Annotated in this window: 23 protein-coding genes; 6 read left to right on the top strand and 17 right to left on the bottom strand. The window is 59.8% G+C overall.

Features of this window, described 5'->3' with window-relative positions; all coding sequences use genetic code 11:
* Positions 1–12: 12 nt before the first annotated feature.
* Positions 13–789 (bottom strand): 3-deoxy-manno-octulosonate cytidylyltransferase, encoded by a 777-nt coding sequence (gene kdsB, locus P0N66_RS08090; RefSeq protein WP_275804161.1) that lies wholly within the window; start codon positions 787–789, stop codon positions 13–15.
* Positions 790–1,006: 217 nt separating this feature from the next.
* Here kdsB and P0N66_RS08085 point away from each other — a divergent pair, with 217 nt between their 5' ends.
* A complete protein-coding gene (locus P0N66_RS08085; RefSeq protein WP_275804158.1) occupies positions 1,007–1,786 on the top strand; it encodes a class I SAM-dependent methyltransferase in 780 nt (259 codons plus the stop codon).
* On the opposite strand, the gene P0N66_RS08080 is transcribed toward P0N66_RS08085, so the two are convergent.
* Positions 1,770–2,978, bottom strand: coding sequence for a DegT/DnrJ/EryC1/StrS family aminotransferase (locus P0N66_RS08080; RefSeq protein WP_275804156.1), 1,209 nt, complete (start codon positions 2,976–2,978; stop codon positions 1,770–1,772). The two genes, P0N66_RS08085 and P0N66_RS08080, sit on opposite strands and share 17 nt — an antisense overlap.
* A 12-nt stretch (positions 2,979–2,990) precedes the next feature.
* Positions 2,991–4,163, bottom strand: coding sequence for an iron-containing alcohol dehydrogenase (locus P0N66_RS08075; protein ID WP_275804154.1), 1,173 nt, complete (start codon positions 4,161–4,163; stop codon positions 2,991–2,993).
* Positions 4,164–4,400: 237 nt separating this feature from the next.
* On the opposite strand from P0N66_RS08075, the gene yjgA reads away from it, so the two are divergent.
* Positions 4,401–4,994: a ribosome biogenesis factor YjgA gene (gene yjgA / locus P0N66_RS08070; protein WP_275804152.1), complete on the top strand. Its 594-nt coding sequence runs from the start codon at positions 4,401–4,403 to the stop codon at positions 4,992–4,994.
* 102 nt (positions 4,995–5,096) lie between these two features.
* The gene (locus tag P0N66_RS08065) at positions 5,097–5,537 is read left to right on the top strand and encodes a PPC domain-containing DNA-binding protein (RefSeq protein WP_275804150.1); all 441 of its coding nucleotides are present in this window, start codon (positions 5,097–5,099) and stop codon (positions 5,535–5,537) included.
* A 118-nt stretch (positions 5,538–5,655) separates the two neighbouring features.
* On the opposite strand, the gene P0N66_RS08060 is transcribed toward P0N66_RS08065, so the two are convergent.
* From P0N66_RS08060 to P0N66_RS08030, 7 genes are all read right to left on the bottom strand, one after another.
* A complete protein-coding gene (locus P0N66_RS08060; protein WP_275804148.1) occupies positions 5,656–7,329 on the bottom strand; it encodes a phytoene desaturase family protein in 1,674 nt (557 codons plus the stop codon).
* Positions 7,330–7,605: 276 nt separating this feature from the next.
* Positions 7,606–8,481 carry a succinate--CoA ligase subunit alpha gene (gene sucD, locus P0N66_RS08055; protein WP_275804147.1) on the bottom strand — a complete coding sequence of 292 codons (876 nt, stop codon included), beginning with the start codon at positions 8,479–8,481 and terminating at the stop codon, positions 7,606–7,608.
* Complete coding sequence (locus P0N66_RS08050; RefSeq protein WP_275804146.1) at positions 8,478–9,887, bottom strand: succinate--CoA ligase subunit beta; 1,410 nt, start codon at positions 9,885–9,887, stop codon at positions 8,478–8,480. Before P0N66_RS08050 ends, sucD begins: the two co-directional genes overlap by 4 nt.
* A 252-nt stretch (positions 9,888–10,139) precedes the next feature.
* Positions 10,140–10,733 carry a 2-oxoacid:acceptor oxidoreductase family protein gene (locus P0N66_RS08045; RefSeq protein WP_275804145.1) on the bottom strand — a complete coding sequence of 198 codons (594 nt, stop codon included), beginning with the start codon at positions 10,731–10,733 and terminating at the stop codon, positions 10,140–10,142.
* 179 nt (positions 10,734–10,912) lie between these two features.
* A complete protein-coding gene (locus P0N66_RS08040; protein ID WP_431190030.1) occupies positions 10,913–11,848 on the bottom strand; it encodes a 2-oxoacid:ferredoxin oxidoreductase subunit beta in 936 nt (311 codons plus the stop codon).
* Between the two features lie 26 nt (positions 11,849–11,874).
* Positions 11,875–12,960 (bottom strand): 2-oxoacid:acceptor oxidoreductase subunit alpha, encoded by a 1,086-nt coding sequence (locus P0N66_RS08035; protein WP_431190029.1) that lies wholly within the window; start codon positions 12,958–12,960, stop codon positions 11,875–11,877.
* Between the two features lie 166 nt (positions 12,961–13,126).
* The gene (locus P0N66_RS08030; protein ID WP_275804139.1) at positions 13,127–13,399 is read right to left on the bottom strand and encodes a 4Fe-4S dicluster domain-containing protein; all 273 of its coding nucleotides are present in this window, start codon (positions 13,397–13,399) and stop codon (positions 13,127–13,129) included.
* Between the two features lie 328 nt (positions 13,400–13,727).
* Between P0N66_RS08030 and P0N66_RS08025 the strand changes: the two genes are divergently transcribed.
* Genes P0N66_RS08025 through P0N66_RS08015 form a run of 3 tightly spaced genes read left to right on the top strand, consistent with a single transcriptional unit; the run spans position 13,728 to position 17,105 of the window.
* Positions 13,728–14,387 carry a succinate dehydrogenase/fumarate reductase transmembrane subunit gene (locus P0N66_RS08025; protein ID WP_275804137.1) on the top strand — a complete coding sequence of 220 codons (660 nt, stop codon included), beginning with the start codon at positions 13,728–13,730 and terminating at the stop codon, positions 14,385–14,387.
* Between the two features lie 19 nt (positions 14,388–14,406).
* Positions 14,407–16,335: a fumarate reductase/succinate dehydrogenase flavoprotein subunit gene (locus P0N66_RS08020; RefSeq protein ID WP_275804135.1), complete on the top strand. Its 1,929-nt coding sequence runs from the start codon at positions 14,407–14,409 to the stop codon at positions 16,333–16,335.
* Positions 16,332–17,105, top strand: a complete 774-nt coding sequence (locus tag P0N66_RS08015) for a succinate dehydrogenase/fumarate reductase iron-sulfur subunit (protein WP_275804133.1) — start codon at positions 16,332–16,334, stop codon at positions 17,103–17,105. Before P0N66_RS08020 ends, P0N66_RS08015 begins: the two co-directional genes overlap by 4 nt.
* Before the next feature lie 231 nt (positions 17,106–17,336).
* Here the strand turns inward: P0N66_RS08015 and P0N66_RS08010 are convergent, their stop codons facing one another.
* The 7 genes from P0N66_RS08010 to P0N66_RS07980 all read right to left on the bottom strand — a co-directional run bounded on the left by P0N66_RS08010 (position 17,337) and on the right by P0N66_RS07980 (position 23,307).
* The gene (locus P0N66_RS08010; protein ID WP_275804130.1) at positions 17,337–18,263 is read right to left on the bottom strand and encodes a GGDEF domain-containing response regulator; all 927 of its coding nucleotides are present in this window, start codon (positions 18,261–18,263) and stop codon (positions 17,337–17,339) included.
* Between the two features lie 126 nt (positions 18,264–18,389).
* Positions 18,390–19,667 carry a sensor histidine kinase gene (locus P0N66_RS08005; RefSeq protein ID WP_275804128.1) on the bottom strand — a complete coding sequence of 426 codons (1,278 nt, stop codon included), beginning with the start codon at positions 19,665–19,667 and terminating at the stop codon, positions 18,390–18,392.
* Between the two features lie 182 nt (positions 19,668–19,849).
* Positions 19,850–20,170 carry a putative quinol monooxygenase gene (locus P0N66_RS08000; RefSeq protein ID WP_275804125.1) on the bottom strand — a complete coding sequence of 107 codons (321 nt, stop codon included), beginning with the start codon at positions 20,168–20,170 and terminating at the stop codon, positions 19,850–19,852.
* A gap of 62 nt (positions 20,171–20,232) precedes the next feature.
* Positions 20,233–20,388, bottom strand: coding sequence for a lmo0937 family membrane protein (locus P0N66_RS07995; protein WP_275804122.1), 156 nt, complete (start codon positions 20,386–20,388; stop codon positions 20,233–20,235).
* A 12-nt stretch (positions 20,389–20,400) separates the two neighbouring features.
* Positions 20,401–20,631: a DUF3185 domain-containing protein gene (locus P0N66_RS07990; protein WP_275804119.1), complete on the bottom strand. Its 231-nt coding sequence runs from the start codon at positions 20,629–20,631 to the stop codon at positions 20,401–20,403.
* Positions 20,632–20,644: 13 nt separating this feature from the next.
* Complete coding sequence (locus P0N66_RS07985; RefSeq protein ID WP_275804117.1) at positions 20,645–21,280, bottom strand: DUF2959 family protein; 636 nt, start codon at positions 21,278–21,280, stop codon at positions 20,645–20,647.
* Between the two features lie 299 nt (positions 21,281–21,579).
* A complete protein-coding gene (locus tag P0N66_RS07980; RefSeq protein ID WP_275804115.1) occupies positions 21,580–23,307 on the bottom strand; it encodes a sigma 54-interacting transcriptional regulator in 1,728 nt (575 codons plus the stop codon).
* Positions 23,308–23,318 lie beyond the last annotated feature (11 nt).

The following is a 23,318-nucleotide window of genomic DNA, read 5'->3' as shown; positions in this document are numbered from 1 at the left end:
ATTTTTTTCTCCTTAGTCTTTAATCAGTTGCTCTACTCGCTGCAAATCATTGGGGGTATCAACCTCCACCGAGTCGTGTTCGGTGAGCACCACCTGGATGGTGTAGCCGTACTCCAGGGCCCGCAGCTGTTCCAGTTTTTCAAAATATTCCCATTCTCCCTCCGGCAGGCCGACAAAGGTGAGCAGAAAACCTTTGCGGTAGGCGTAGAACCCCAGGTGCTTGTAGTAGGTGGGGGTGCCGCCTTCGGGGTCGCGCTGGTGCGGGATGGGGGAGCGGGAAAAATATAAGGCCCGACCTTGGCGGTCGAAGACCGTTTTTACGTGGTTGGGGTCGTTGATCTCCTCGGGGCGGATAATGCGGTAAATCAGGGTGGCCATGGGCAGGGCCGGATCGGCCAGCAGCGGGCCGGCCACCTGCCCCACCACCGCCGGGTCGAACAGGGGCTGATCGCCCTGGATATTGACCACCACGTCATGTTCGTCGATATCCATGATGGTGGCCGCCTCCGCCAGGCGATCGGTGCCCGAAACATGATCGCTGCGAGTCATCACCGCCTCGCCGCCGAAGGCGCGCACACACTCGGCAATGCGCTGATCATCGGTGGCCACCGCCACCCGCGAGAGCATGGGCACTGCCTGGGCGCGCTCATAGACCCGCTGGATCATGGGCTTGCCCTTGATCAGGGCCAGGGGTTTACCCTCGAAACGATTGGAGTGGTAGCGGGCCGGAATCACCGCCACCACTTGCGGCTGTTTTTTTGAGGGCTGTTCTTTCGCTGCGGAATCCATTATTTTGTTCCTTTATAACGGCCGGGGCATTCGGCCAAAGATACACTGCAACTTTCCAGACACGGTTGTAATGATAACGGTCCAGCAACGCACGATAAGCGATAAGCGGGTCCTCATTGCCGTGTTTCTCAAAGACACCGAAAACCGGCCTTGTCACCACCTCAAAAATGTTGGCGAGCTAACGCCAACTACCAACTGCCATGATTATAAAAAAAACATGACCAGCAATCTCGCCGTATCCGCCACCGATCCTGCACGGTGGGCCGATGCCCGCCAACTGGCCGAGCGTTTGGGATTACCCCTGTTCGACCCCGACGGCCAAGACAACCCGCCACTGCTGCTGCAACTTACCCCGAAACGCCTGGAGTTGCGCCAAACCGGCAAGCAAGCGCCGGGGCCGGTGTATGTCGATTTTGCCGCCGAGCGGCTGGCTTATCGCCGCCGCCAGAGTGGCCGTCGCCGGGAAAACCTGGCCCGGGCCGTGGGCCTCAAGGGCGGCTATCGCCCCGCCGTCATCGACGCCACCGCCGGCCTGGGCCGGGATGCCTTTATCCTGGCCGCGTTGGGCTGCCGGGTGCAAATGCTGGAACGCTCTCCCATCGTCCACGCCCTGCTGGCCGATGGCCTGCAGCGAGCCGCCGGCACGGCCGACATCGCCGCCCTGGTACGGGAAAATTTGCAGCTTCTGGCCGGCGACGCCCTCACCTTCCTTACACAAAGCCCTTTCCCGGCCGCCGATGTAATCTACCTGGACCCCATGTTCCCGGAACGAACCAAAAGCGCCCTAGTCAAAAAGGAAATGCGCCTGCTGCGCCAAATCGCCGGCGACGACACCGACGCCGGGCCACTGCTGGCCGCCGCCCTGCAAAAGGCCGGCCGCCGGGTGGTGGTCAAAAGGCCCCGCCACGCCCCCGCCCTGCCCGGCCCGGCCCCCGGCTTCTCGCTCAGCGGCAAAAGCAGCCGCTTTGATGTTTATTTGCTCAACAGGCGGCCTTGACCGCCTGTTCGATCTGTTCCAGGCGTTCCTCGCTCAGCTTGATGGGCACCGGGTAGACCAGCAGCCGGTCCATGATGGCCGCCGACTTGGGCAGGGCCCGGGGGTCGTAGTGGACCCGGCGGCGGCCGTCGGCTCCCCCCTCCTTGACCTTGAAGGGCCAGCCGCTCTTGGCCAGGGTGGAGCCGGCCAGCAGATGCTCCCACTTGGGGTAGTAGTGCCAGGTGTTGTTGGCGAAATAAACCGCCCCGGCGCCGTTTGCCGCCAGGGTTTCGTTGACCTTCAGGGCAGAAGCGGCATCGGGCAGGAAAAAGGCCAGAAAAGAGGCGTTGTCGCCGGCGGGGTCCAGCACGGTGCGGAAGGTTACCCCCGGCAACCGGCTTACCACCTGGCGCAGGGCCTCCTTGTTGCGCCGCTGGGCGGCGATAATGTGGTCGAGCTTGGCCAGCTGGGCCAGGCCGATGGCCCCCTGCAGTTCCATCATGCGATAGTTGAAGCCGATGAAGCTGCGGCCCTCGCCGCCCCTGGCGCCGGGGTTGGGCACATGGTCGTGGCCGTGGTCCTGGTACTCGCTCATCCGTCGCCACAGATCCTGGTCGTCGGTGATGATCATCCCCCCCTCGCCGGTGGTCATGGTCTTGACCGGGTCGAAGGAGAAGGTGCCGCAAAGCCCGAAGGATCCGCATTTTTTGCCATCAATGGCCGTCCCCGGCGCCTGGGCGGTGTCTTCCAGCACCGGAATCCCGTGGCGGTCGGCGATGGCCATGATCTCGGCCATGCGGGCCGGAGCACCCATCATGTGCACCGGGATGATGGCGCGGGTTTGGGGGGTGATCTTGGCTTCCAGGTCGGTCGGGTCCAGGTTCAGGGTGTCGTCCACCTCGGCAAAGACCGGTACCGCGCCGACATCGAAGATGGCCTCCCAGGTGGCGACGAAGGTGAAGCCCTGGGTGATCACCTCATCGCCGGGCCCCACCCCCATGGCCGCCAGGGCCACCTTGAGGGCGGCGGTACCGGAGGTCACCGCCTGGGCGTGTTTGACCCCGCAGTAACGGGCGAATTCCTCTTCAAACTGGCGCACCTTGTAGATGCCGCGCCGCTCGTTGGGAAACTCGTAGCGAAACAGCACCCCGGTGTCCAGCACCTCGGCGATTTCCTTCTTTTCTTCCGCCCCAAAAACTTCAAAACCAGGCATCGTTATTTCTCCTTACTGCCAACCGTTAAATGCTTCTTCGTAGACCGCCATCACTTCGTCAAGGATTGGCCGGCGGGGGTTATTGGCCACCGGGCGGGCCACGGTAAGGGCGATCTTAGCCATCTCCGGAATATCTTCTTTGGATACTCCCAACTCTTCCAGGTTACGGGGAATCCCTACATCCTGATTAAGGTTCCAGACCGCCTCCACCGAGGCCTCCGCCGCTTCCCGCAGATTCATGGCCGCGGTATCAACCCCGAACATCTCGGCCAGGGTGGCAAAACGCTCCGGGGCGCCGATGAGGTTGTAGGCCATCACGTAAGGCAGCAGCACCGCGTTGGCGAGGCCGTGGGGGATCTGGTGCATGCCGCCCAAAGGATAGGCCATGGCATGCACCAGCCCGACCCCGGCGGTGGCCAGGGCCTTGCCCGCCAGCAGGCTGCCCAACAGCACGGCGCTGCGGGCCTCCAGGTTGTCGCCGTGAGCGTAGGCCTTGCCCAGATTACCGGCGATCAGCTCGATGGCCTCCAGGGCGTACATGTCGGAGATGGTGTGGGCCTGGGTGGAGGTGTAGGCCTCCAGGGCGTGGGTCAGGGCGTCGATGCCGGTGGCGGCGGTGATGTGCGGCGGGATGCTGAGGGTCAGGGCCGGGTCCAGGATGGCGGCGTCGGGGTACAGGGGGTCGCCGTTCATGCCGGCCTTGGAGCTGGTCTTCTCGTTGATGAAAACAGCGGTGAAGGTCACCTCGGCGCCGGTGCCGGCGGTGGTGGGGATCATGATCTTGGGCACTCCGGGCTTGCTTATCTTGCCCAGGCCGATGTAATCCTCGGCCTTGCCGCCGTTGGTCAACAGGATGCTGACCGCCTTGGCCACATCCATGGCCGAGCCGCCGCCGACACCCACCACGCAATCGCACTTGCCCTTCTTGGCCAGCTTGGCGCCGTTGTCGGCCAGCTTCAGCCCCGGCTCCGGGTCCACCTGATCGTAAACGGTGAAGGGAATCTTGTCGGCCTTGAGCGAGGCCTCAACCTTATCGAGCAGGCCGGCGGCCACCACGCCGGGGTCGATGACCAGGAAAACCCGGCTGCCCCCCAGCTCCCGCACCATGGCGGCCAGGTCGTTGACGGTATCCACTCCGAAGCGGATTCGGGTGGGCTGGGTGACGGTGAAATTCTGCTCTTGCATGGTCGTATCCTTGATGTCGGAATTTGGTTTACAAAACCACCGGCGGCTGGTTAGTTGCGGGCAACCGCCGGTTTTACCGGTTAGTGAAAGGGGCAACTTTGATGGCCTTGCCAAAAACACCAAACGCATTGGTCGGCAAAGCGAAAACAAGCAGCTACAAAGCGTGCCCAGTCGGCGGCGCGGCTTCTTGCGACGCCGACAAGTTTAACGTAGCTCAACTAGGAATACACGCAAAAGATGCAAATGGACATCAGCCGATCAGAAAAAAAACGCCAGGCTGCCCGGGTGGAAAAGATGGCCGGTGAACTGGCGGCGCTGTCGGCCGGCGAGATCAAAAATCTGCCGGTGGCGGAACCCCTGCGGCGGGAGATCCTGGCCGCCGGCAAACTAAACGCCGGGGCCCGCAAGCGCCAGGTCAAGTTTATCGCCAAAGAATTGCGCCAGAACGAGGAAGATTACCGGCAACTGGGGGATTTTCTGGCCCGCCGCAAGGGCTCCAAGCTCAAGGATAACGAGGAGTTGCACCAGGTGGAGCAGTTGCGCCAGGGGATTATCACCGACGCCATCGCCGCCTTTGAAGAGGCCCGACAGCAGGAAGAACCCATGCCCGCCCACTGGCCCAGCCCGGCCCTGGACCAAGCCCGACAATTGCTGCCCGAACTGGATTCCCAGGAGATTCGCGGCCTGGCCGCCCGCTACGCCCGCAGCCGCAAAATCACCCACAGCCGGGAGATTTTCCGCCACCTCAAGGGGCTGCAGGAAAGACAAAAGCTGCTGGCAGCCCAAGAGGCGGCGCAAGGTACCGCCCGGAGCGACAGCCCGCAAGACTAATCAGTCCTTTTAAAAAAAGTCCGATAGCCTTTCAACAGGCTGTTAAGTCACGACTGAACCAACTCAACGAATCAACGAAGTAACGAGCCAGGGAGGCAAGAGATGGACTACCGCAGCGGCACCTGCGGCCGCGTGTTCAGCGTCCGCTTTGACGAGGGGGATGATTTTCTGGACGGCCTCACCGAGGTGATCCGCCGGGAGGAGATTCGCAGCGCCTGGTTCTGGGTGATCGGCGGCCTGCGCCAGGCCGGAGTGGTCACCGGCCCCAAAGAACCGGTGATGCCCCCGGACCCGGTCTGGCAAGAGGTGGAGGGGGCCCGGGAAACCCTGGGCAGCGGCAGCATCTTCTGGAACGAAAACAACGAGCCCAAAATCCACCTCCACGCCGCCCTGGGACACCACGGCGACACCATCACCGCCTGTGTGCGCAAGGGCACCAAAACCTACCTGGTGCTGGAGGTCTGCATCATGGAAATCAACGGCCTCAACGCCTCCCGCCCCTGGTACCCGGCCGGTGGCTTCAACCGCCTGACTTTTGACTGACAATCAACACTTTGAGGTAGACTGAAAATGATGGACACCTCCACTCTGGGTTATGAATGATCAGAGTTTTCGTGTCCATCATTTTCAGCCTACCTCATTCCAAGAGAGTTCACATTAATCATGAAATAGTTGGACTTGAGAGTTGAAAGTTACCTGTAGAGCTATTTTGCTTCCGCGCAATTCGATCAACGAGCGCAGCCGGCCAGGTCTCCGGCTTTTCAGCCGAAAAGGTGCGCATCCGTTGGGTTGAATTTCTTAACAGGTCTTTTCGTTTGCAAGCAAGAACAGCGACGGCGGCATCGAGCCCCGAGAACGCAGCGCCGCTCACCCCGTGGGACGAGGTACTTGCACCACACAGATAAAGATTTTCGATTTCGGTCCGAATTTTATAGGCAAAAGGACCAATCTGAAAACGGCTTTTTTCAGTTCCGTAACTGGCCCCTTCGGTAGTGTTGATAAAATGCCGGCTTGTCGTAGGCGTACCCAACTCACTAAAGACAATGTGCCGGGAAAGTCCGGGCACCGCACGATCAAGAGTCTTGATCATCATCTTTGATATTTTTTCTTTTAATTTGAGATATGCCGCCGGTCGAGAGTTGGGATTTGAATTTTCAAACTCTTTAAAGGCCTCGAATCCCACAAAAGTCACAGCCTCAAGCGTATGATGCCGGCCGTTGTATTGCGTAGGATCCTTAAGGCTCAACGCCGTAACAAAGAGTCCCTCAAATTCGTCCTGCTCAAAAAGTTTTGCTGATATCGCGCGATCAAAAATCCCATCAAAGTCGGTGCTCTTCATGTACCAGACATTCCCCGAACTCATTCCAAGTTTACGAACATCCACGTCGACCGCAAAAAATAAACTGATGGCCGGAAGCGAGTAGCGGGTTTTGTCGAGCTTCCTTTTCAGGCCCCGGCTCAAATTAACAAGGCCAACGAGGTTCGAGTAAGTTTGATGAGGATCCGCATTTGAAACCACAAACTTCGCCCTTAGTTTAGTTCCGTTGATAAGTTCCACACCCACGGCTCGGCGATTTTCTAACAGTATTTTGGTGACTCGAGAGTTCAGCCGAATTTCTCCGCCGTGCTTTTTAAGAGCTTTTCTCAACGCCAGCGGAATCGCCATCCCGCCGCCGACAGGGTAATATCCGCCATTAAAATAATGGCCCATGACTCCGCAATGAAGACCAAATGGCGCAAGACGCGGAGGAAGACCATGGTCGCCCGTCTGAATCGACAAAAAGGCCCGGGCCAACGGATCGCAAACTCTTTTTTTCAGCATTGATTTTAGAGAAAATAATCCGTACCTGCCGAGATGCCTCGTACGGTAAGGCACGGTCACCAGATCCAGAACGGAACTAACGTCAGACATTAAGGGGATTTGATTGTACGCAAGCTCCAAGATTTGAAAATAGTCCTTCAATCCTTTGGCATCGGCCGGAAATCTCTGTTGAAATCGATCGCTTAACTTGTGGACGTCCCGGCAATAGTCAAAGCGCCGGCCATCAACTATGCATTGCTCAAACGCATTTGAATCAAGTTCGAAAAACTGAAGATCGTCGGCTACACCAAGGCCCTCGTAAATTTTTGCGGTAGTACCGCCCGCCTCCAATTGTCCGACGTAGTGAACACCAGGAGAAAAATGATAGCCCCCGCGGTTGAAGCTGTGGCACCAGCCGCCCGGCGCCTCGTGCTGCTCTAAAACCAGGACTCTTTGCCCGCTCTGAGCAAGGCTTACTGCCGCAGTCAAGCCGCCTGAACCCGATCCAATGACAATGACATCTGCGTCTAACACTCAATTACCTCTCATCGAGACGGCGAATTGACATCCGAGACAACCCCCATGCAACTTGCTCATCAAGAACCGAGTTTCATAATACTTGCACGCCCATGGGGTTTTTCGCTTCATATAAATATTGCTGGAAGCCAATGAACAGTTCCCGGATCTCCGGGATACTGCCGAGACTAGCGGCGGCGTCACTTAGGACATTGTATTTCACTTCCAGCAAGGTCGGTAGTGAGGTCGGTCGTCAATAGTGGACATCCATCATTTTCAGCCTACCTCAGTATATTACTTGTCGAAAAAGCGGGCGCAAAAACCGCCCAGCCCGGCCAACTCTTCCACTACCTGCACCCCGTGCTCGCGCAGGGCCGCCACCTTGCCGGCGGCGCTGCCGCTGGTGCCGCTGACAATGGCCCCGGCGTGGCCCATGCGTCGTCCCGGCGGAGCGGTCAGGCCGGCGATGAAGGCCACCACCGGCTTGCGCATGTGGGTGGCGATGTAGCGGGCCGCCTCCTCCTCGGCGCTGCCGCCGATCTCCCCCACCAGCACCACCCCGTCGGTCTCCGGGTCGGCCTCGAAGGCGGCCAGGCAATCGATGAAACTGGTGCCCTGGACGGGATCGCCGCCGATCCCGACACAGCTGCTCTGGCCCAGGCCGGCCCGGCTCAACTGCCACACCACCTCATAGGTCAGGGTACCGGAGCGGGAAACCACCCCGATGGGGCCGCCGGGCGCGTGGATGGCCCCGGGCATGATCCCCACCTTGCACTGGCCGGGGGTGATCAGGCCGGGGCAGTTGGGGCCGATCAGGCGAACCGGGCGGGAGGCCAGAAACGCCTTGACCCTGAGCATATCATGAACCGGAATCCCCTCGGTGACGGCAACGATCAGCCCCACCCCCGCTTCCGCCGCCTCCATGATGGCCTCGGCGGCAAAGGGCGGCGGGACGAAGATCAGGCTGCAGTCGGCGCCGGTGGCCTTAACCGCCCCGCCGACGGTGTTGAAAACCGGCACCCCGTCCTGCTCCAGGCCGCCCTTGCCGGGGGTGACGCCGGCCACCACCCGGGTGCCGTACTCGCGGCAATGCCGGCTGTGGAACTGCCCCTCGCGGCCGGTGATCCCCTGGACCACCACTCGGGTATCACCATTGACAAAGATACTCATGGCCGCCGCTCCCGATGGCGATTAACGGCCCCGGCCACCGGTGATGCCGGTGACGTCGGCGACGCGACGGGATTGCCAGCGGCTTGCCCGGTCATCGCTTCCTGCTTGTTCGCAGCGCCAGCGTCCTGCTTACCGGCGGTCAGGGCGGCCACCGCCCGACTTACCTCACCAAGGTCGGCGGCAAAGGTCAGGTCAAGCCCGGCGTCATTCAAGATTTGCCGCCCCTGCTCGACGTTGGTCCCTTCCAGCCGGACAATCAGCGGCACCTTGACGGCGGTGTGGCGGGCGGCCTCCACCACCCCTTGGGCCAGGAGATCACAGCGGAGAATGCCGCCGAAAATATTGATCAACACCGCCTCCACCCGTGGGTCCTGGAGGATGATCCGCAGCCCCTCGGCCACCATTTCGGCACTGGCGCCGCCGCCCACGTCGAGGAAGTTGGCCGGCTCGCCGCCGGCCTGCTTGATCAGGTCCATGGTCGCCATGGCCAGCCCGGCGCCGTTGACCATGCTGGCGATATTGCCATTAAGGCCGATATAGTTAAGGCCCGCCTCCCGCGCCCGCCGTTCCGGCTCCGACTCTTCGTCGGGGTCGCGCAGCTCCGGCAACTCGGGGTGGCGAAACAGGGCGTTGTCATCAAATTCCAGCTTGGCATCCAGGGCGACAAAACGGGGTGCCGGGCCGGAGTCCTCTTCCGTCGCGCCTGAACGGGGGCCGCTACCGGGTTTCGCGGCCCCCACCCCGGTGCCGCGACCAAGAACTTGGCCGGCAAGAGCTTGGCCGGATTCCCGGCTGGTCAAAACCAGGGGGTTGATCTCCAGCAGCAGGCAATCCAGGCTGGTGAAACAGTGGTAGAGATTGCGGCACAGGGCGCCGAACTCCCGGTGCAACTCGGGCGGCAGTTCCAGGCCGAAGGCCAGTTGGCGCAGGTGAAAGCCCTGCAGGCCGGCCAAGGGGTCCACCGCCACCCGGACCAGCATTTCCGGGCGGCTGGCGGCCAGCTCTTCAATGGCCATGCCGCCAACGGCGCTGGCCAGGAAGGTGATGGTCGCCGTGGCCCGATCCACCAGCAGGCTGAGATAAAACTCCTGCTCGATGGCCACCCCCTGCTCCAACAGGATCCGGTTGACCAGTTGCCCCTCGGCCCCGGTTTGCGCGGTGACCAGGCGCATCCCCAAAATGTCCGCCGCCGCCGCCAGGGCCTGCTCGCGGTTGGCGCACACCCGAACCCCGCCGCCCTGGCCCCGGCCGCCGGCCAGCACCTGGGCCTTGACCACCAGGGGGAAGGTGTCGGCCCGGGCGATAATTTGCCGCACCACGGCCATATCCGCCGCCACTGCCCCCGGCGGCACCAACACCCGGTGACGGCTTAACAGCTCCTTGCTCTGAAATTCGTGGATTTTCACAGATGTTTTCCATCTTCCAGCGCCGCGCCACAACCTGGCACGAACTGGACAGTTACCGTTCTCATGATAAAAGTTCGCTGTTGAAGGAGTTTTTCCCGTAACTGTTGCCGAATGGCTTGTCAATAAATATCGCCCACCCTGCTATTGATCTGGTACCTCAAGGGCAACCAAAAGGCCTATAATGAACAGATTTTTCATGTTTCCGAAGAGATATCCGTTGAACCGGGAAACTGGCCGGAAGACAACCCGGCCTTAAATTTCCTGCTCTTCCTGGTCAGGGACGATGGAGCGGGGGAGGTTTTCCAGCTTGATTTTTTGGGCGGCGGCCAGGCCGGCGGCGAAGGCTTCGCGGTTGAGGGTTTGGGTGTGGGGAGGGACCCGGGCCAGCACCGCCTCCAGCAGGTGGGCTTCCTCCACCCTGGGGCAGAGGTGGGCCAGGGCGCCCAGGGCCACCACGTTGGCCACCATCTCTTGCTCGAACTGTTCGCGGGCGATACGGGTGAAAGGAATGGCAATGGCCCGGCTGGTGGGCGTCTGCTTAACGAAGGTGGCGTCCACCACCAGCAGGCCGTTGGGTTTGAAGTCGTAGAAGTAGGCGTCCAGCGAGGCCTGGTTCATGGCCAGGAAGAGGTCCATCCGGATTACCTTGGGGTAGTCGATCTCGCGGCTGCTGATCACCACCTCGGCCTTGCTCTTGCCGCCCCGGGCTTCGGGGCCGTAGCTCTGGGTCTGACAGACGTGGTTGTCGCCGTGCAGGCCGGCGGCCTCGGCCAAAATCACCGCCGCCAGGATGATACCCTGGCCGCCGGAGCCGCCCAGCCGTATTTCGTAGCGTTCTTCTTCCATAACGGTCATTTCCCCAACGGTGATGATGTCGCAAAAAGTCCGTCCATGGACTTTTTGCTCCCCGGAAAGCGAAAACGCGGTTTCCGCTTTCCTTACAAATCAATAGCTTACACGGCAAGCTATTGATTTGCGCGCCCATCCATGGGCGCGTTGATGACTTCTTGCGAAGTCATCAACGGTTATTTTCCCGCATTCCCGGCGTTTTGGGCGTTGAGGCGGGACGCCGCCCGGAGCCTGGCGTATTCGGCGATGTAGTCGGGTTTTTCCACGTCGGTGAGCACCCCGATGGCGAACTTGCCGTCCAGCGTATCGAGGGAGTCGGAGTCAAGGGCGCCGGCTGACGCGGCGGCGCCCGGGGTGTCGGAAGCGCCAGCGGCAACGGCAGTGCCGGGAGAACCGGCAGCGCCCGGGTCCTTGACGGCCACCGCCCGGTCGCGCAATTTCTCCATCATGGTCACCGCGTCGCCCATCTTGTTGCGCCGACCAAACTGGGTGTGGCAGTAGGCCATGATCTCGATCACCGCAAAGCCGTTTTTGCGAATCCCCTGCTCGATCAACTTGTCCAGGTGGGGCACATGGTAAACCGTACCCCGGGCGACGAAAGAGGCGCCGGCGGTCACCGCCAGGTCGGCGATGGAGAAGGCGTGTTCCAGGTGGCCGCCGGTGGCGGTGGCGGCCTTGGCCCCGTAGGGGGTGGTGGGGGAATACTGGCCGCCGGTCATGCCGTAGATCTGGTTATTGATAATGATGGCGGTGAGGTTGAGGTTGCGGCGGGCGGCGTGGATGAAATGGTTGCCGCCGATCCCGGTGGCATCGCCGTCCCCCATCACGGTGATCAGGTTCAGCTCGGGCCGGGCCAGCTTGATGCCGGTGGCAAAGGTCAGGGCGCGGCCGTGGGTGGTGTGCAGGGTGTTGAAATCGGCATAGACCGGCATCCGCCCGGCACAGCCGATGCCCGAGGCCAGCACCACCTCGTCCTTGCTCAGGCCGATTTTATCGATGGCCCGGATCAGTGAACCCAGAATGATGCCGTTGCCGCAACCGGGGCACCAGACATGGGGAAACTTTTTGTCGTGGCGCAGGTAGTAGTGGCGCAGCTGTTCGACTTTTTCCATTTTCATGCCGGCCTTGCTCCCCTCGCTCAGTTACTGATTTCCTGAAAAATTTCCGCCGGGGTGATGAGCTGGCCGTCGATCCGATTAACGGTGAAGACCCGGCAGGTACGGTTGACCCGCTTGACCTCGCGACTGATCTGGCCGAAGTTCATCTCCGGCACAATCACCGCCTTGCACTGGCGCAGCACCTGGTCCACCGCCTTGCGGGGAAAGGGAAAGAGGGTCACCAGTTGCAGCAGCCCGGCCTTGATCCCCTGCCGGCGGGCCATCCGCACCGCCCGCTTGGCGGAACGGGCCACCGCCCCGTAGGCGATCACCGCCACCTGGGCATCCTCCAGCATGAAGGAGCGGGTCAGTTGAATTTCGCCAAAACCGCTGCTGATCTTGCGCATCTGGCGCTTCAGCTGGGTCTTGACCTCGTCGGAGCGTTCGGTGGGGTAACCGGACTGGTCGTGGACCAGGCCGGTGACGTGGTGGCGATAACCGTCGCCCATGGTCGCCATCGGCGGCACCCCGCGAGAGTTGTCGGCATAGGGCTTGTACCACTGCGGCGGGACGCTGGGGCGAATCCGGTCCACCACCTCCAACTGGGCGCTTTCCGGCAGGACGATATTCTCGCGGGTGTGGGCCACCACCTCGTCGGAGAGCAGGATCACCGGCACCCGGTATTTTTCCGCGAAGTTGAAGGCGGTTACCGTGATCTCAAAGCATTCGGCCACGGTTGCTACCGACAGTACGATGATGGGATGATCGCCGTGGGTGCCCCAGCGGGCCTGCATCACGTCGCCCTGGGCCGGGCTGGTGGGCATGCCGGTGCTGGGGCCGCCCCGCATCACGTTGACCACCACACAGGGCACCTCGGCCATGCAGGCAAAGCCCAGGTTTTCCTGCATCAGGGAAAAACCGGGGCCGCTGGTGGCGGTGAGCGACTTGACCCCGGCCAGCGAGGCGCCGATGACCGCCCCCATGCTGGCGATTTCATCCTCCATTTGAATGAAGGTACCGTTTTCCCGGGGCAGCCGCACCGACATCAGCTCGCTGATCTCCGAGGCCGGGGTGATGGGGTAACCGGCAAAAAAGCGGCAGCCGGCGGCCAAGGCGCCCTCCACCATGGCCTCATTGCCCTGCAGTAAACGGCGTCGGGGCACCGCATTTTGCGACGATCGGGCCGGCTCACGGGCTGGAACACGCATCGCCGTCCCGCTTGCCGCAACCTGCGGTGCCCCGACGCCGTTTACCCCGGACTGGGGCTGATTATCATTTTCACGGCTGGCTTTTTTATCGCTCATCGGCCGCCTCCTCTATGCTGGTTTGGGCGGTGTGGGCGGCGGCGGATCGGGATGGGGCGTCGACGGCGCTGATGGTGATGGCGAAATCCGGGCAATGGAGTTCACAAAAGCGGCAGCCGACACACTTGGCGGCATCGGCAACCACCGGCTGGCCCTCTTCATTGCGGCGGTACACCTGCTTGGGGCAGAAGGCCACGCATAAACCGCAGGCCTTGCACCAGTCATAAAAAATATGTTGGCGATAGCTTTTTTTCTTGGCCATTTTCCCTACCTAACATATTTGCCGGAGAGTTTCCGCCATTTTCCGCCTTTTTTTCATCGCCGCTTTCGACGGTGCCCCGTGATCGCTTACGACACGATTGATCATTTACCACCGGCGCATTACGTGGTAAAAGCGGAACTGATCTGATCAACCGAACTTTTGTGGTTAAACGGGGTTGTAACTATCCAGTTCATTCTGGCACGTAACTGTTCAGCAGTGCCCCAGGTTGCGGTAAGCCAAGTCGGCGTAGCGTACATCAGATACTCAAGCCGACCTGATCGCCGCAAGATGGGGTGCTGCTGGACAGTTACACGGAGTTAAGCAAGCTATGGCCTGGGTTGCACGGACCATTAATTCTTCCATCGGCAAAAAGGCGGTGATGGCGGTCAGCGGGCTGCTGCTGGGGCTTTTCGTGCTGGTGCACATGCTGGGCAACAGCACCGCCCTGGCCGGCCGCGACGCCTTTCTGGCCTACGCCGCAGCACTCCACGCCCATGACCGCCTGCTGCTGGTCTTTGAGCTGCTGCTGCTGGTCTTTTTCCTTGTCCACGTGACCCTGGCCCTGCTGCTGACCCTGGCCAACCGGGCCGCCCGGCCCGTCCCTTACGCGGTCACCGGCCGGGCCGGCGGCGGCGCCGGAATCGGGCCGGGCTCCCGGACCATGCTGTACAGCGGTCTGTTCCTGCTGGTTTTCCTGGTTGTCCACCTGGTGCAGTTCAAATTCGGCGGCCGGGAGTTGCCGGTGGCGGACCTGTTGCGCCAGGTGCTGGCCCAACCCCTCTTCACCATTTTTTACCTGGCCGCCGTCCTGGCTTTGACCCTGCATCTCAGCCACGGCTTCTGGAGTCTCTGGCAGTCACTGGGGGTCGAGCACCCCAAGTACAACCCGCTCTTACAGCGCGGCGCGGTGGCCCTGGCCGTCCTCACCGGTTTGCTGTTCAGCCTGGTGCCTCTGGCCATCCTCTTTTTTCCCGATTTTCTCCGCTAACCCAAGCCCCCGGAAAGCAATGACCGCATCGCCCTCCCCTGACCTGGACGCCAAAATCCCCGCCGGCCCGCTGACGGAAAAATGGGATCGTCACCGCAGCGCCCTGAAGCTGGTCAACCCGGCCAACAAGCGCAAATATTCGATTATCGTGGTAGGCGCCGGCCTGGCCGGGGCGGCGGCCGCCGCCAGCCTGGCCGAACTGGGTTACCGGGTCAAGGTTTTCTGCCTGCAGGACAGCCCCCGTCGGGGTCACAGCATCGCCGCCCAGGGCGGCATCAACGCGGCCAAGAATTACCGCAACGACGGCGACTCCATTTTCCGCCTCTTCCACGACACCATCAAGGGCGGCGACTTCCGGGCCCGCGAGGCCAATGTTTACCGCCTGGCCCAGGTCAGCAACCAAATCATCGACCAGTGCGTGGCCCAGGGAGTACCGTTTGCCCGTGAGTATGGCGGCGGCCTGGCCAACCGCTCCTTCGGCGGCGCCCAGGTTTCCCGGACCTTCTACGCCCGCGGCCAGACCGGCCAGCAACTGCTGCTCGGCGCCTACGGCGCCCTGATGCGCCAGGTTGGGGCAGGGCAGGTCACCATGCTGCCCCGCCGGGAGATGCTGGATTTGGTGGTGGAGGACGGCCGGGCCAGGGGCATCGTGGCCCGCAACCTGCTCAGCGGCGCTGTGGAGCAACACGCCGCCCACGCCGTGGTGTTGGCCACCGGCGGTTACGGCAACGTCTATTTTCTCTCCACCAACGCCATGGCCTCCAATGTCACCGCCGCCTTCCGGGCCTGGAAAAGGGGGGCCTTTTTTGCCAACCCCTGTTTCGTGCAGATCCACCCCACCTGCATTCCGGTGCACGGCGATTACCAATCCAAGCTGACCCTGATGAGCGAAAGCCTGCGCAACGACGCCCGGGTCTGGGTGCCGCGCCGCCCCGGTGACCATCGGCCGCCTGCCCGGATCCCGGAAACGGAGCGGCATTACTTTCTGGAAGAAAAGTACCCTGCCTTCGGCAACCTGGTCCCCCGCGACGTCGCCTCCCGCAACGCCAAGGAACAGTGCGACCAGGGCAAAGGGGTGGGGGAAACCGGCCGGGCGGTCTACCTTGATTTCAGCGAGGCCACCGAACGGGAGGGTAAGGCGACGATCCTGCAAAAATACGGCAACCTGTTCCAGATGTATGAAAAGATCACCGCCGTCGACCCGGTTCGGCAGCCGATGATGATCTACCCGGCGGTCCACTACACCATGGGCGGCCTCTGGGTGGATTACAACCTGATGAGCACGGTGCCGGGGCTTTTTGTCCTCGGCGAGGCCAACTTTTCCGACCACGGGGCCAACCGCCTGGGGGCCAGCGCCCTGATGCAGGGGCTGGCCGACGGTTATTTTATTCTGCCGGTCACCGTCGGCAACTACCTGGCACAGCTGCCGCCAATGCCACCGGACCCGGAAAGTCCCGTTTTCAATGAAATTAGCCGGCAAAGTGAAGAGCGGGTCAAGGGCCTGCTGGCCATCGGCGGCAAACGCCCGGTCGATGAATTTCACCGCCGGCTGGGTTTGCTGCTCTGGGATCATTGCGGCATGGCCCGTAACGAGGCGGGCCTGCGCCAGGCGCTGCAGCAGGTTCCCGAAATCCGGGCCGAATTCTGGCGCGACCTGCGATTGCCGGGCAGCGGCGCCGAGTTGAACCAGTCCCTGGAACGGGCCGGCCGGGTGGCCGATTTCCTGGAGTTTGCCGAGCTGATGATCCTGGATGCCCTGACCCGCACCGAATCCTGCGGCTGCCATTTCCGCCAGGAGAGCCAGACCGCCGACCACGAGGCCCGCCGCGATGACCGCCGCTTTGCCCACGTCAGCGCCTGGGAGTACCGCCCCGGCCACCAGCCCCTGGAACACCGCGAATCGCTGGATTTTACCAGCGTGACCCCCAGCCAAAGGAGTTATCAGTGAGCACTGCCAAGGCTCCGATCCGCTTGACCCTGAAGATCTGGCGGCAAACCGGCCCCGACGCTCCCGGCGCCTTCCGGGAGTACCCGGTGGGGCCGCTGTCGCCGGACATGTCTTTGCTGGAAATGCTTGACGTGTTGAACGAGGAGCTGACCCGGCAGGGCGAGGAGCCGGTGGCCTTCGATCATGACTGCCGGGAGGGCATCTGCGGCATGTGCGGGGCGGTGGTCAACGGCCGGGCCCATGGTCCGCAACCGGCCACCACCCTTTGCCAGTTGCACCTGCGACATTTCAAGGACGGCGACGTGGTGGTGATCGAACCCTTCCGGGCCGGCGCCTTCCCCCCGGTGCGCGACCTGGTGGTGGACCGGGGCGCCTTTGATGTGCTGATCGCCGCCGGCGGTTATGTTTCGGTCAATACCGGCGGCGCGCCGGAGGCCAACACCCTGCCGGTGCCCCGGGCGGCGGCGGAAAAGGCCCTGGACGCGGCGGAGTGCATCGGCTGCGGCGCCTGCGTGGCCGCCTGCCCCAACGCCGCGGCCATGCTCTTTGTCGGGGCCAAGGTTTCCCACCTGGCCCTGCTGCCCCAAGGCGAGCCGGAGCGGGCCCGCCGGGCCCTGAACATGGTCCGCAAGATGGATCAACTGCGGTTCGGCAACTGCGGCAACGAGCAAGAATGCCAGGCGGCCTGCCCCAAGGGGATCAAAATCGACAACATCGCCCGCCTCAACCGGGAGTTTCTGCGGGCCGCCATAAAATCCGAAGAAACGTAAACCAAGAGGCCACACATTTTTTTTGTTGACATAACCGGCTGCGATTATCCAATACGGCAAAAGGGTTACCCGTGCGGGGCTGTTTTTTGTTTCAAGAAAAGTGGACGGCCAGTGGCTCAATGAGTACCACGTCGACGGCCTGTGTTGGGACATGATCATCTATATCAACAGCGTTGACGGGAATGAAGGATGAATTATGCCATTATGTTGTCGGAGATACCGTGGCAACCTTCACGCCATCGCCCCGTCAGCAGGGGCAACTTCCACGCAATTACGGCCGTTTTCTTTCGCCCGGTAAAGTGCCTTGTCGGCGGCATTGATGAGTGAATAAGCATCTTTAAGCCGGTCATTACTGCTCGCCGCTACGCCAAAACTGAGGGTGATGGAGATCATTCCCTCCGGAGTGTCAATACTGTCGCTGCTCACGGACAGCCGGAGTCTTTCGGCAAACGCGGAAGCGTACTCAAGACTGCATTCGGGAAGGATAACCAGGAACTCCTCGCCGCCATAACACCCGATAAAATCGTAGGCACGCATCATGGAAAGCATTTTTCCGGCAGTCAAACGAAGCACCATATCGCCCGCCAGATGACCATGGGTGTCATTGATTTTCTTGAAGAAGTCGATATCGGCCATGATCACGCCCACGCTATTCTTTTCCCGCTTGGCCCGGGCCAGCTCATGGCTCAGGATCTCGACGATTTCCCCATGGTTCCACAGGCCGGTGAGAGCATCGTGGGAAGCTTTGGTCCGAAACATGTCACGAGCCGCAAGCAGCTCGTTCTGCAGTTCGATGATGCGCCTTCCGGCGCGCAGGCGTAACCGCAGCTCATTGTGCTTGAATGGCTTCATAATGTAGTCGTCGGCACCGGCTTCCATGCCGGTAATGATATCACTGTCCCGTCGCTGGGAAGTCAGCATAATGATGTACTTATAGGCTTCTTCCTTTTTTTCCCGAACTATCCGGCAGACTTCCACTCCTTCCAGGCCAGGCATTATCCAGTCAAGCAGGGCGAGTCGCGGCGAGTCATCGGATTGTAGAATCTGCAGAGCCTCATTGCCATCCTCAGCAATGACGGCTTCGAATCCCCAGGCGGTCAGCTTTTTTTCCATGAAGCGACGAAAACTCAGATCATCTTCAGCTATCAATATTTTCAAGGCTTTCCTTATTCAATTTATGGTGGAGGGTCCGTTTCTTCAGGGAAGCGACGTCCCCGGATTACCAGTTATTTTCGTGCTCTATTCACCAGGACTTTGAGGTTGGATGAAGAGTGAACGGCTAAATTACTCCAAGGTAAAATAGAAGGTCGCTCCCTTGCCGGGCTGGCTTACGGCCCACACCTTGCCGCCGTGCCGTCTGACGATCCTTTCCACTGTGGCGAGGCCGATACCTTGTCCTTCGGTGCCCGCCCCGACGAGGCGCTGGAAAGGGATGAACAGCTTGTCAGCCAAGGCCATGTCGAAGCCCGGCCCGTTGTCACGAACAAAGTAGGCTGGCTTGCCGTCAACCTCAGTCGCGCCGAATTCTATGACTGCTTCCTCTCGACTGCCGGCAAATTTCCAGGCATTACCGATTAAATTATCCAAGACCACCTGCAAAAGGCCCGGATCACCTTCGGCCACAATCCCGTCGGTGATCTGGAAGGTGACCCGGTTCTCCGGTGTGGCCAGTTTCAGTTCCGCTGCCACCGAATTCGCCTTGGCGCTCAGATCAACCAATTCATGGTTGATTGCGACACGGCTGACACTGGAAAAGGTCAGTAGGGTGTCAATGAGCCGATTCATGCGCAGGGAACCTTCATTAATTTCCTGGATAAAATTTCGGCATTGGGGGTCGAGTTTGTCGCCGCACAACTCCTCGATCTCCTGACACAAGCTGTTGATTAGGGTCAAAGGGCGGCGAAGGTCGTGGGAAACGCTGTAGTTGAATGCCTCCAGCTCGACATTCGCAGCTTCCAGTTCGGCGGCGCGGCTTGTCAGGTCGGCGTTAAGCCTCTCGACCTCTTCCTCCGCCCGCTTCCGCTCGGTAATGTCGATCAAGGCCAGGCGGCAATTCTGCATCGAAGCGGTGGCCAAGGCTTCGATCTGCACGATGAGTTGTTGCCTGTTCTCATTCAGGAGCGCCACTTCGCTCACTTCCTTGACCTGGCTGGTAAAGACTTTGCCGAGGAAGGCTTTAAAGGCGAGGAGATGTTCTTTCGTGACGAACTGCCCAAAGTGCCAGCCGGCCAGCCGTGATCGCTCAACACCGAGGAGAGCGGCGCCACTGAGGTTTGCGGCATGGATGACCCCGTCGCGATCGAGGGTTAAATAGCCTACCGGGGCAAAATCGTAGAGGTCGGTATACTTTTCCAGCGCATTCTCCACCTCGTCCCTGGCCTGGCGAAGCTCGGAGTTCTGCATCTCCAGTTGGATCTGGTGAACCTGCAGTTCGTGAAGGACACTCTGCATTTCAACAACCGTCCTGGAAGCATTCTTTTTAGGCCCTTGCGCGATCAGATAGTTTTCCGCCCGGCGGCGCAACTCATCTATTTTTACTAACGGGTTCTTGTTTGTTTCCAATGTATGACCTCGCATTATCAGCACTTACCAACTTAATCCAACACCATGATCTTTGATGGGCGCTTCGGGGGGATCCCGTCGTTGTCCCTGGTTCGTTGTCCGAAACGGCCCTCTCAGAAACATTTTTCCGGAACAACCGAATATATATTCAGCACAGCGGTCATGATGAGTAGCTGGAGTTGTCACACTTGCAACTTTTTCAGCTCCTCCACTCCAGTTGTGGAAATAATGGAGTTGAATCTAATTTCCGGCTCTTCGGTGAGCATTTTCATTGCGCCGAGCAGAATGCCGAAATGAACGGATCGTACGTGTGCGCCCAGATAGCCGCGGGTTTCCCATTCTTCCTTGATGTAGATTGAGTTTTCAGACTCAATATCGACGTAGCAATGACAGTTAATGCAGCCCTGCTCGAGCCTGATCGGCCCAAGTATCGCTTTAACGGCTTGCAGTATCTCTTTACGCTTGGCGGGTGGGACCGTCAGCTTGATTGAGGCATCCATCATGATTACACCTTGGCTGTTTATAGCAGGCTCAACTCAAAACCCCCTCACTTCCCAATGTTCGTTCAGTCTAATGTTCTGCCTCTCCCTTGGATGAGATTAAGCAGCACAACGATAACGGCAATAACCAGAAGGACATGTATAAGGCCCCCCATGGTGTAGCTGCTCACCAGCCCCAGCACCCACAGAACGATTAGTATTAACGCTATTGTCCACAACATGATAACACCTCCTTAATTTTTTTTGCGGCCCATAACCAGCAGCACAACGCCGCCTACAAGCGCGACGGCTCCCACAATCGGGGGCAGCGGCAGCGTTCTCGTCCGCTCCGCCGTCATATGAAGTGGTCCAATATCGACAACTTTCTCTCTGGTCGTGTAGTTAATTCCCTGATAGGCAAAAGCAAGGACCGCTATGCCAACCAGGATGATTCCTAACAACATTTGTGTTTTCATTTTTTTCATATCCTCGTCATTATTAATTTCCCTGGACCATTCCTGATCTAACCTGGCCAATGGCGACCAGCACAGATTTGATCGATTCCTGCAGACGGTCGCCATCCTTAACAGCCCGATCAGCGGTCGGCCTGATGGAATCAATCCCCTGGGGGGTCAGGTCGTTGGAGAGATACCTTTGTATTTCTCTGATGTCATTCAGATATGACTGGAGAGCACCTTTCACTCCTATGCTGGCTTCGGGGATTTTTTCGTAGGCTGCCCGCATCTCGACGCGGCGCTGTTCGCTAAGCTCCTGGATTTCGGCGCTGTCGTACGAAGTTTCCCATTTTTCGAAATACGCGTCGCGCTGGCTCTGCATCTCATCGGCATGCCGGTTCAAACGGGTGCCCAGAGCCTCCATCTTTTTGACCTCTGTGGTATAGACATTGTAGGCTTTTCGAGTGTCTATCTGAGTCGGCAGCACAAGATTCCTCAGAGCTGCGTTGGTGGCATCGATCTGTAAACTGGCCTGTTGATAGTCGTTCTCCAAGGCCTGCATGGTGTCGGTGGTTTTTTTCGCCCGATCCATTCCAATCGTTGCGCAGCCGGACAAATAAATGATTGCACCGAAAAGCACGACGCTGGAAAGAACGGCCTTTGCGAGTCTTGATTTCATAAATGCTCCTTTGTGTAATAGGTGGTACCCATGCCGTTTTTCCACCGGCTGCGGAATGTCTCCCGGAGAAAACCGACGCCACTACGTTAAAATGCACGACGGGGCACATGTGCCGCACTAAGTGCCACTCGCAACTAGCGTGCCAGCGAAAAGCTGCCAACACCAATAAGTGCAAGATACTGATTATGCTAGACAAGACGAAAAGAAGACAAGCGGAGTGGAGGCAAAGATGGTAAAGACATCCGTCATATTTGATACAACTGTCATATATGGTGGTTAGGGTGATAGTAATTTTTATTTTATGGGCGCTGGAGGTTGTATTTCCGCATGCGGGCTCGAAGTGTGCTGGGATTGAGGCCTAGAATAATCGCCGCCCCCTTTTTCCCCTCGATGCGCCAACCGGTTTCCTGCAGCACCTTTAGAATGTGGTCGCGTTCCAGGTCGGCGAGGACATGGGTCTCGTGTTGTGCGCCCCCCGGATTCCGAAACGTATCGAAGCGGTCCAGCACCTGGAGTTCAGACCCATGACTGGTGATGATCGCCCGCTCGATGACATTTTCCAGCTCCCGTACGTTGCCGGGCCACTGGTATTCCTGCAGGGCGTTCATGGTTTCCTGCGAAACGGTACCGATCTCCTTGCCTATTTTCTTGTTGTACTTGGCGACGAAATACTGGACGAGGATGGGGATGTCGTCCTGGCGCTGCCGCAGGGGGGGGATGGTGATGGGAAAAACGCTGAGCCGGTAGAACAGATCCTCTCGGAAGCGGCCGGCACGAATCTCTTCCTCCAGCTTGCGGTTGCTGGCGGCGATGATCCGGACATTGACCTTGATGGTGTGGGGGCTGCCCAGGCGCTCGAACTCGCCGTCCTGAATGACCCGCAGCAGCTTGCACTGCAGCGACAACGGCATTTCGCCGATTTCGTCGAGAAAGATGGTGCCGCCATTGGCCAGCTCGAAGCGCCCCATCTGCTGGGCGTTGGCGCCGGTGAACGCCCCTTTTTCCCGCCCGAAGAGTTCGCTTTCGATGAGGTTTTCCGGTAGCGCCGTGCAGTTGACGGTGATCATCGGCCGGTCCTTGCGCGCGCTGCGACTGTGGATGGCTCGGGCGATCAAACCCTTGCCAGTACCAGTCTCCCCCAGGAGAAGCACCGTTGCATCCTGCGGCGCCACCTGCTCAACCCGGAAGAAGACATACGAGATAGCGTCGCTTTTCCCGATGATATCACCGAAGTCGTAACCCCGGGAGATCTCCTGCTGGATGTTGATATTCTCCTCCTGCAGCCGATCCGACAACATTTTGATTTCTGCGTTTGCCTTACGCAGCGAAGCTTCGGTTGCCTTGTGTTCCTCGATTTCCTGCAGCAGTTGTTCGTTTGCTCTGACCAGCGCCTGGGTTCGTTTCTCTACCATCTGCTCCAGTTGGCCATAGGCTTTTTGCAGTGCGTCTTCCGCCCGCCGGCGGTCGCTGACGTCGACGACCGTGGTATGGATATAGTCGACCCTGTCGCCGATATTTCCCACCATGATGCTATGCAGTTGAACAGGCAGCGTCGTGCCATCTTTTCCCTTAAGGTCGATTTCACATTTCTGCATGCCCTGGTTATGTGAAACCGCGTCGCGGTGCCTGGAAAAAACCTCCCTGCTGGCAGCATTGATAAGCAGATCGACAAAAGACATTTTGACCAGCAGTCGCCTCTCTATCCCCAGAAGTTGCGCCCCGGCAAGGTTCACCTCGCGGATCAAGCCGCGCGCATCAATGGTGAAATAGCCCACAGGGGCAAAGTCATAGAGTTCAGCATACCTGTTCCGCGATAATTCCAGCTGCTCCCTGGCGTTGTGCAATTCAGCATTCTGCATCTCCAGTTCGATCTGGTGGACCTCAAGTTCATGCAGGAGACGCTGTTTCTCTGGCTCGGTTCGGGCCGGGTGCCCTCCCCCTCCCCCCGACGACCGCAGTTGCTCGGCCTGCTGGTGGCGCGGTTCGCCGGCTGCGGTCTGCTGGGGACTACCTTTGTCGATTTCCATGGTCAACCTCC

The sequence above is a fragment of the Desulfurivibrio dismutans genome (assembly GCF_029210385.1).
Lineage (GTDB): Bacteria > Desulfobacterota > Desulfobulbia > Desulfobulbales > Desulfurivibrionaceae > Desulfurivibrio > Desulfurivibrio dismutans.
The sequence above is the reverse complement of the archived record's forward strand: the minus strand, read 5'-3'. Positions and strand labels throughout refer to the sequence as shown.

What these genes read in the sequence shown, in the direction of transcription:
- yjgA (WP_275804152.1), top strand. Translation starts at nt 4,401, where the DNA reads ATGCAAATGGACATCAGCCGATCAGAAAAAAAACGCCAGGCTGCCCGG.
- P0N66_RS08020 (WP_275804135.1), top strand. Translation starts at nt 14,407, where the DNA reads ATGACCGCATCGCCCTCCCCTGACCTGGACGCCAAAATCCCCGCCGGC.
- sucD (WP_275804147.1), bottom strand. Translation starts at nt 8,481, where the DNA reads ATGAGTATCTTTGTCAATGGTGATACCCGAGTGGTGGTCCAGGGGATC.
- P0N66_RS07980 (WP_275804115.1), bottom strand. Translation starts at nt 23,307, where the DNA reads ATGGAAATCGACAAAGGTAGTCCCCAGCAGACCGCAGCCGGCGAACCG.
- P0N66_RS08085 (WP_275804158.1), top strand. Translation starts at nt 1,007, where the DNA reads ATGACCAGCAATCTCGCCGTATCCGCCACCGATCCTGCACGGTGGGCC.
- P0N66_RS07985 (WP_275804117.1), bottom strand. Translation starts at nt 21,280, where the DNA reads ATGAAATCAAGACTCGCAAAGGCCGTTCTTTCCAGCGTCGTGCTTTTC.
- P0N66_RS08075 (WP_275804154.1), bottom strand. Translation starts at nt 4,163, where the DNA reads ATGCAAGAGCAGAATTTCACCGTCACCCAGCCCACCCGAATCCGCTTC.
- P0N66_RS08000 (WP_275804125.1), bottom strand. Translation starts at nt 20,170, where the DNA reads ATGATGGATGCCTCAATCAAGCTGACGGTCCCACCCGCCAAGCGTAAA.
- P0N66_RS08080 (WP_275804156.1), bottom strand. Translation starts at nt 2,978, where the DNA reads ATGCCTGGTTTTGAAGTTTTTGGGGCGGAAGAAAAGAAGGAAATCGCC.
- P0N66_RS08035 (WP_431190029.1), bottom strand. Translation starts at nt 12,960, where the DNA reads ATGGTGGAGGGCGCCTTGGCCGCCGGCTGCCGCTTTTTTGCCGGTTAC.
- P0N66_RS08030 (WP_275804139.1), bottom strand. Translation starts at nt 13,399, where the DNA reads ATGGCCAAGAAAAAAAGCTATCGCCAACATATTTTTTATGACTGGTGC.
- P0N66_RS07995 (WP_275804122.1), bottom strand. Translation starts at nt 20,388, where the DNA reads ATGTTGTGGACAATAGCGTTAATACTAATCGTTCTGTGGGTGCTGGGG.
- P0N66_RS08045 (WP_275804145.1), bottom strand. Translation starts at nt 10,733, where the DNA reads ATGGAAGAAGAACGCTACGAAATACGGCTGGGCGGCTCCGGCGGCCAG.
- P0N66_RS08065 (WP_275804150.1), top strand. Translation starts at nt 5,097, where the DNA reads ATGGACTACCGCAGCGGCACCTGCGGCCGCGTGTTCAGCGTCCGCTTT.
- P0N66_RS08025 (WP_275804137.1), top strand. Translation starts at nt 13,728, where the DNA reads ATGGCCTGGGTTGCACGGACCATTAATTCTTCCATCGGCAAAAAGGCG.
- kdsB (WP_275804161.1), bottom strand. Translation starts at nt 789, where the DNA reads ATGGATTCCGCAGCGAAAGAACAGCCCTCAAAAAAACAGCCGCAAGTG.
- P0N66_RS07990 (WP_275804119.1), bottom strand. Translation starts at nt 20,631, where the DNA reads ATGAAAAAAATGAAAACACAAATGTTGTTAGGAATCATCCTGGTTGGC.
- P0N66_RS08040 (WP_431190030.1), bottom strand. Translation starts at nt 11,848, where the DNA reads ATGGAAAAAGTCGAACAGCTGCGCCACTACTACCTGCGCCACGACAAA.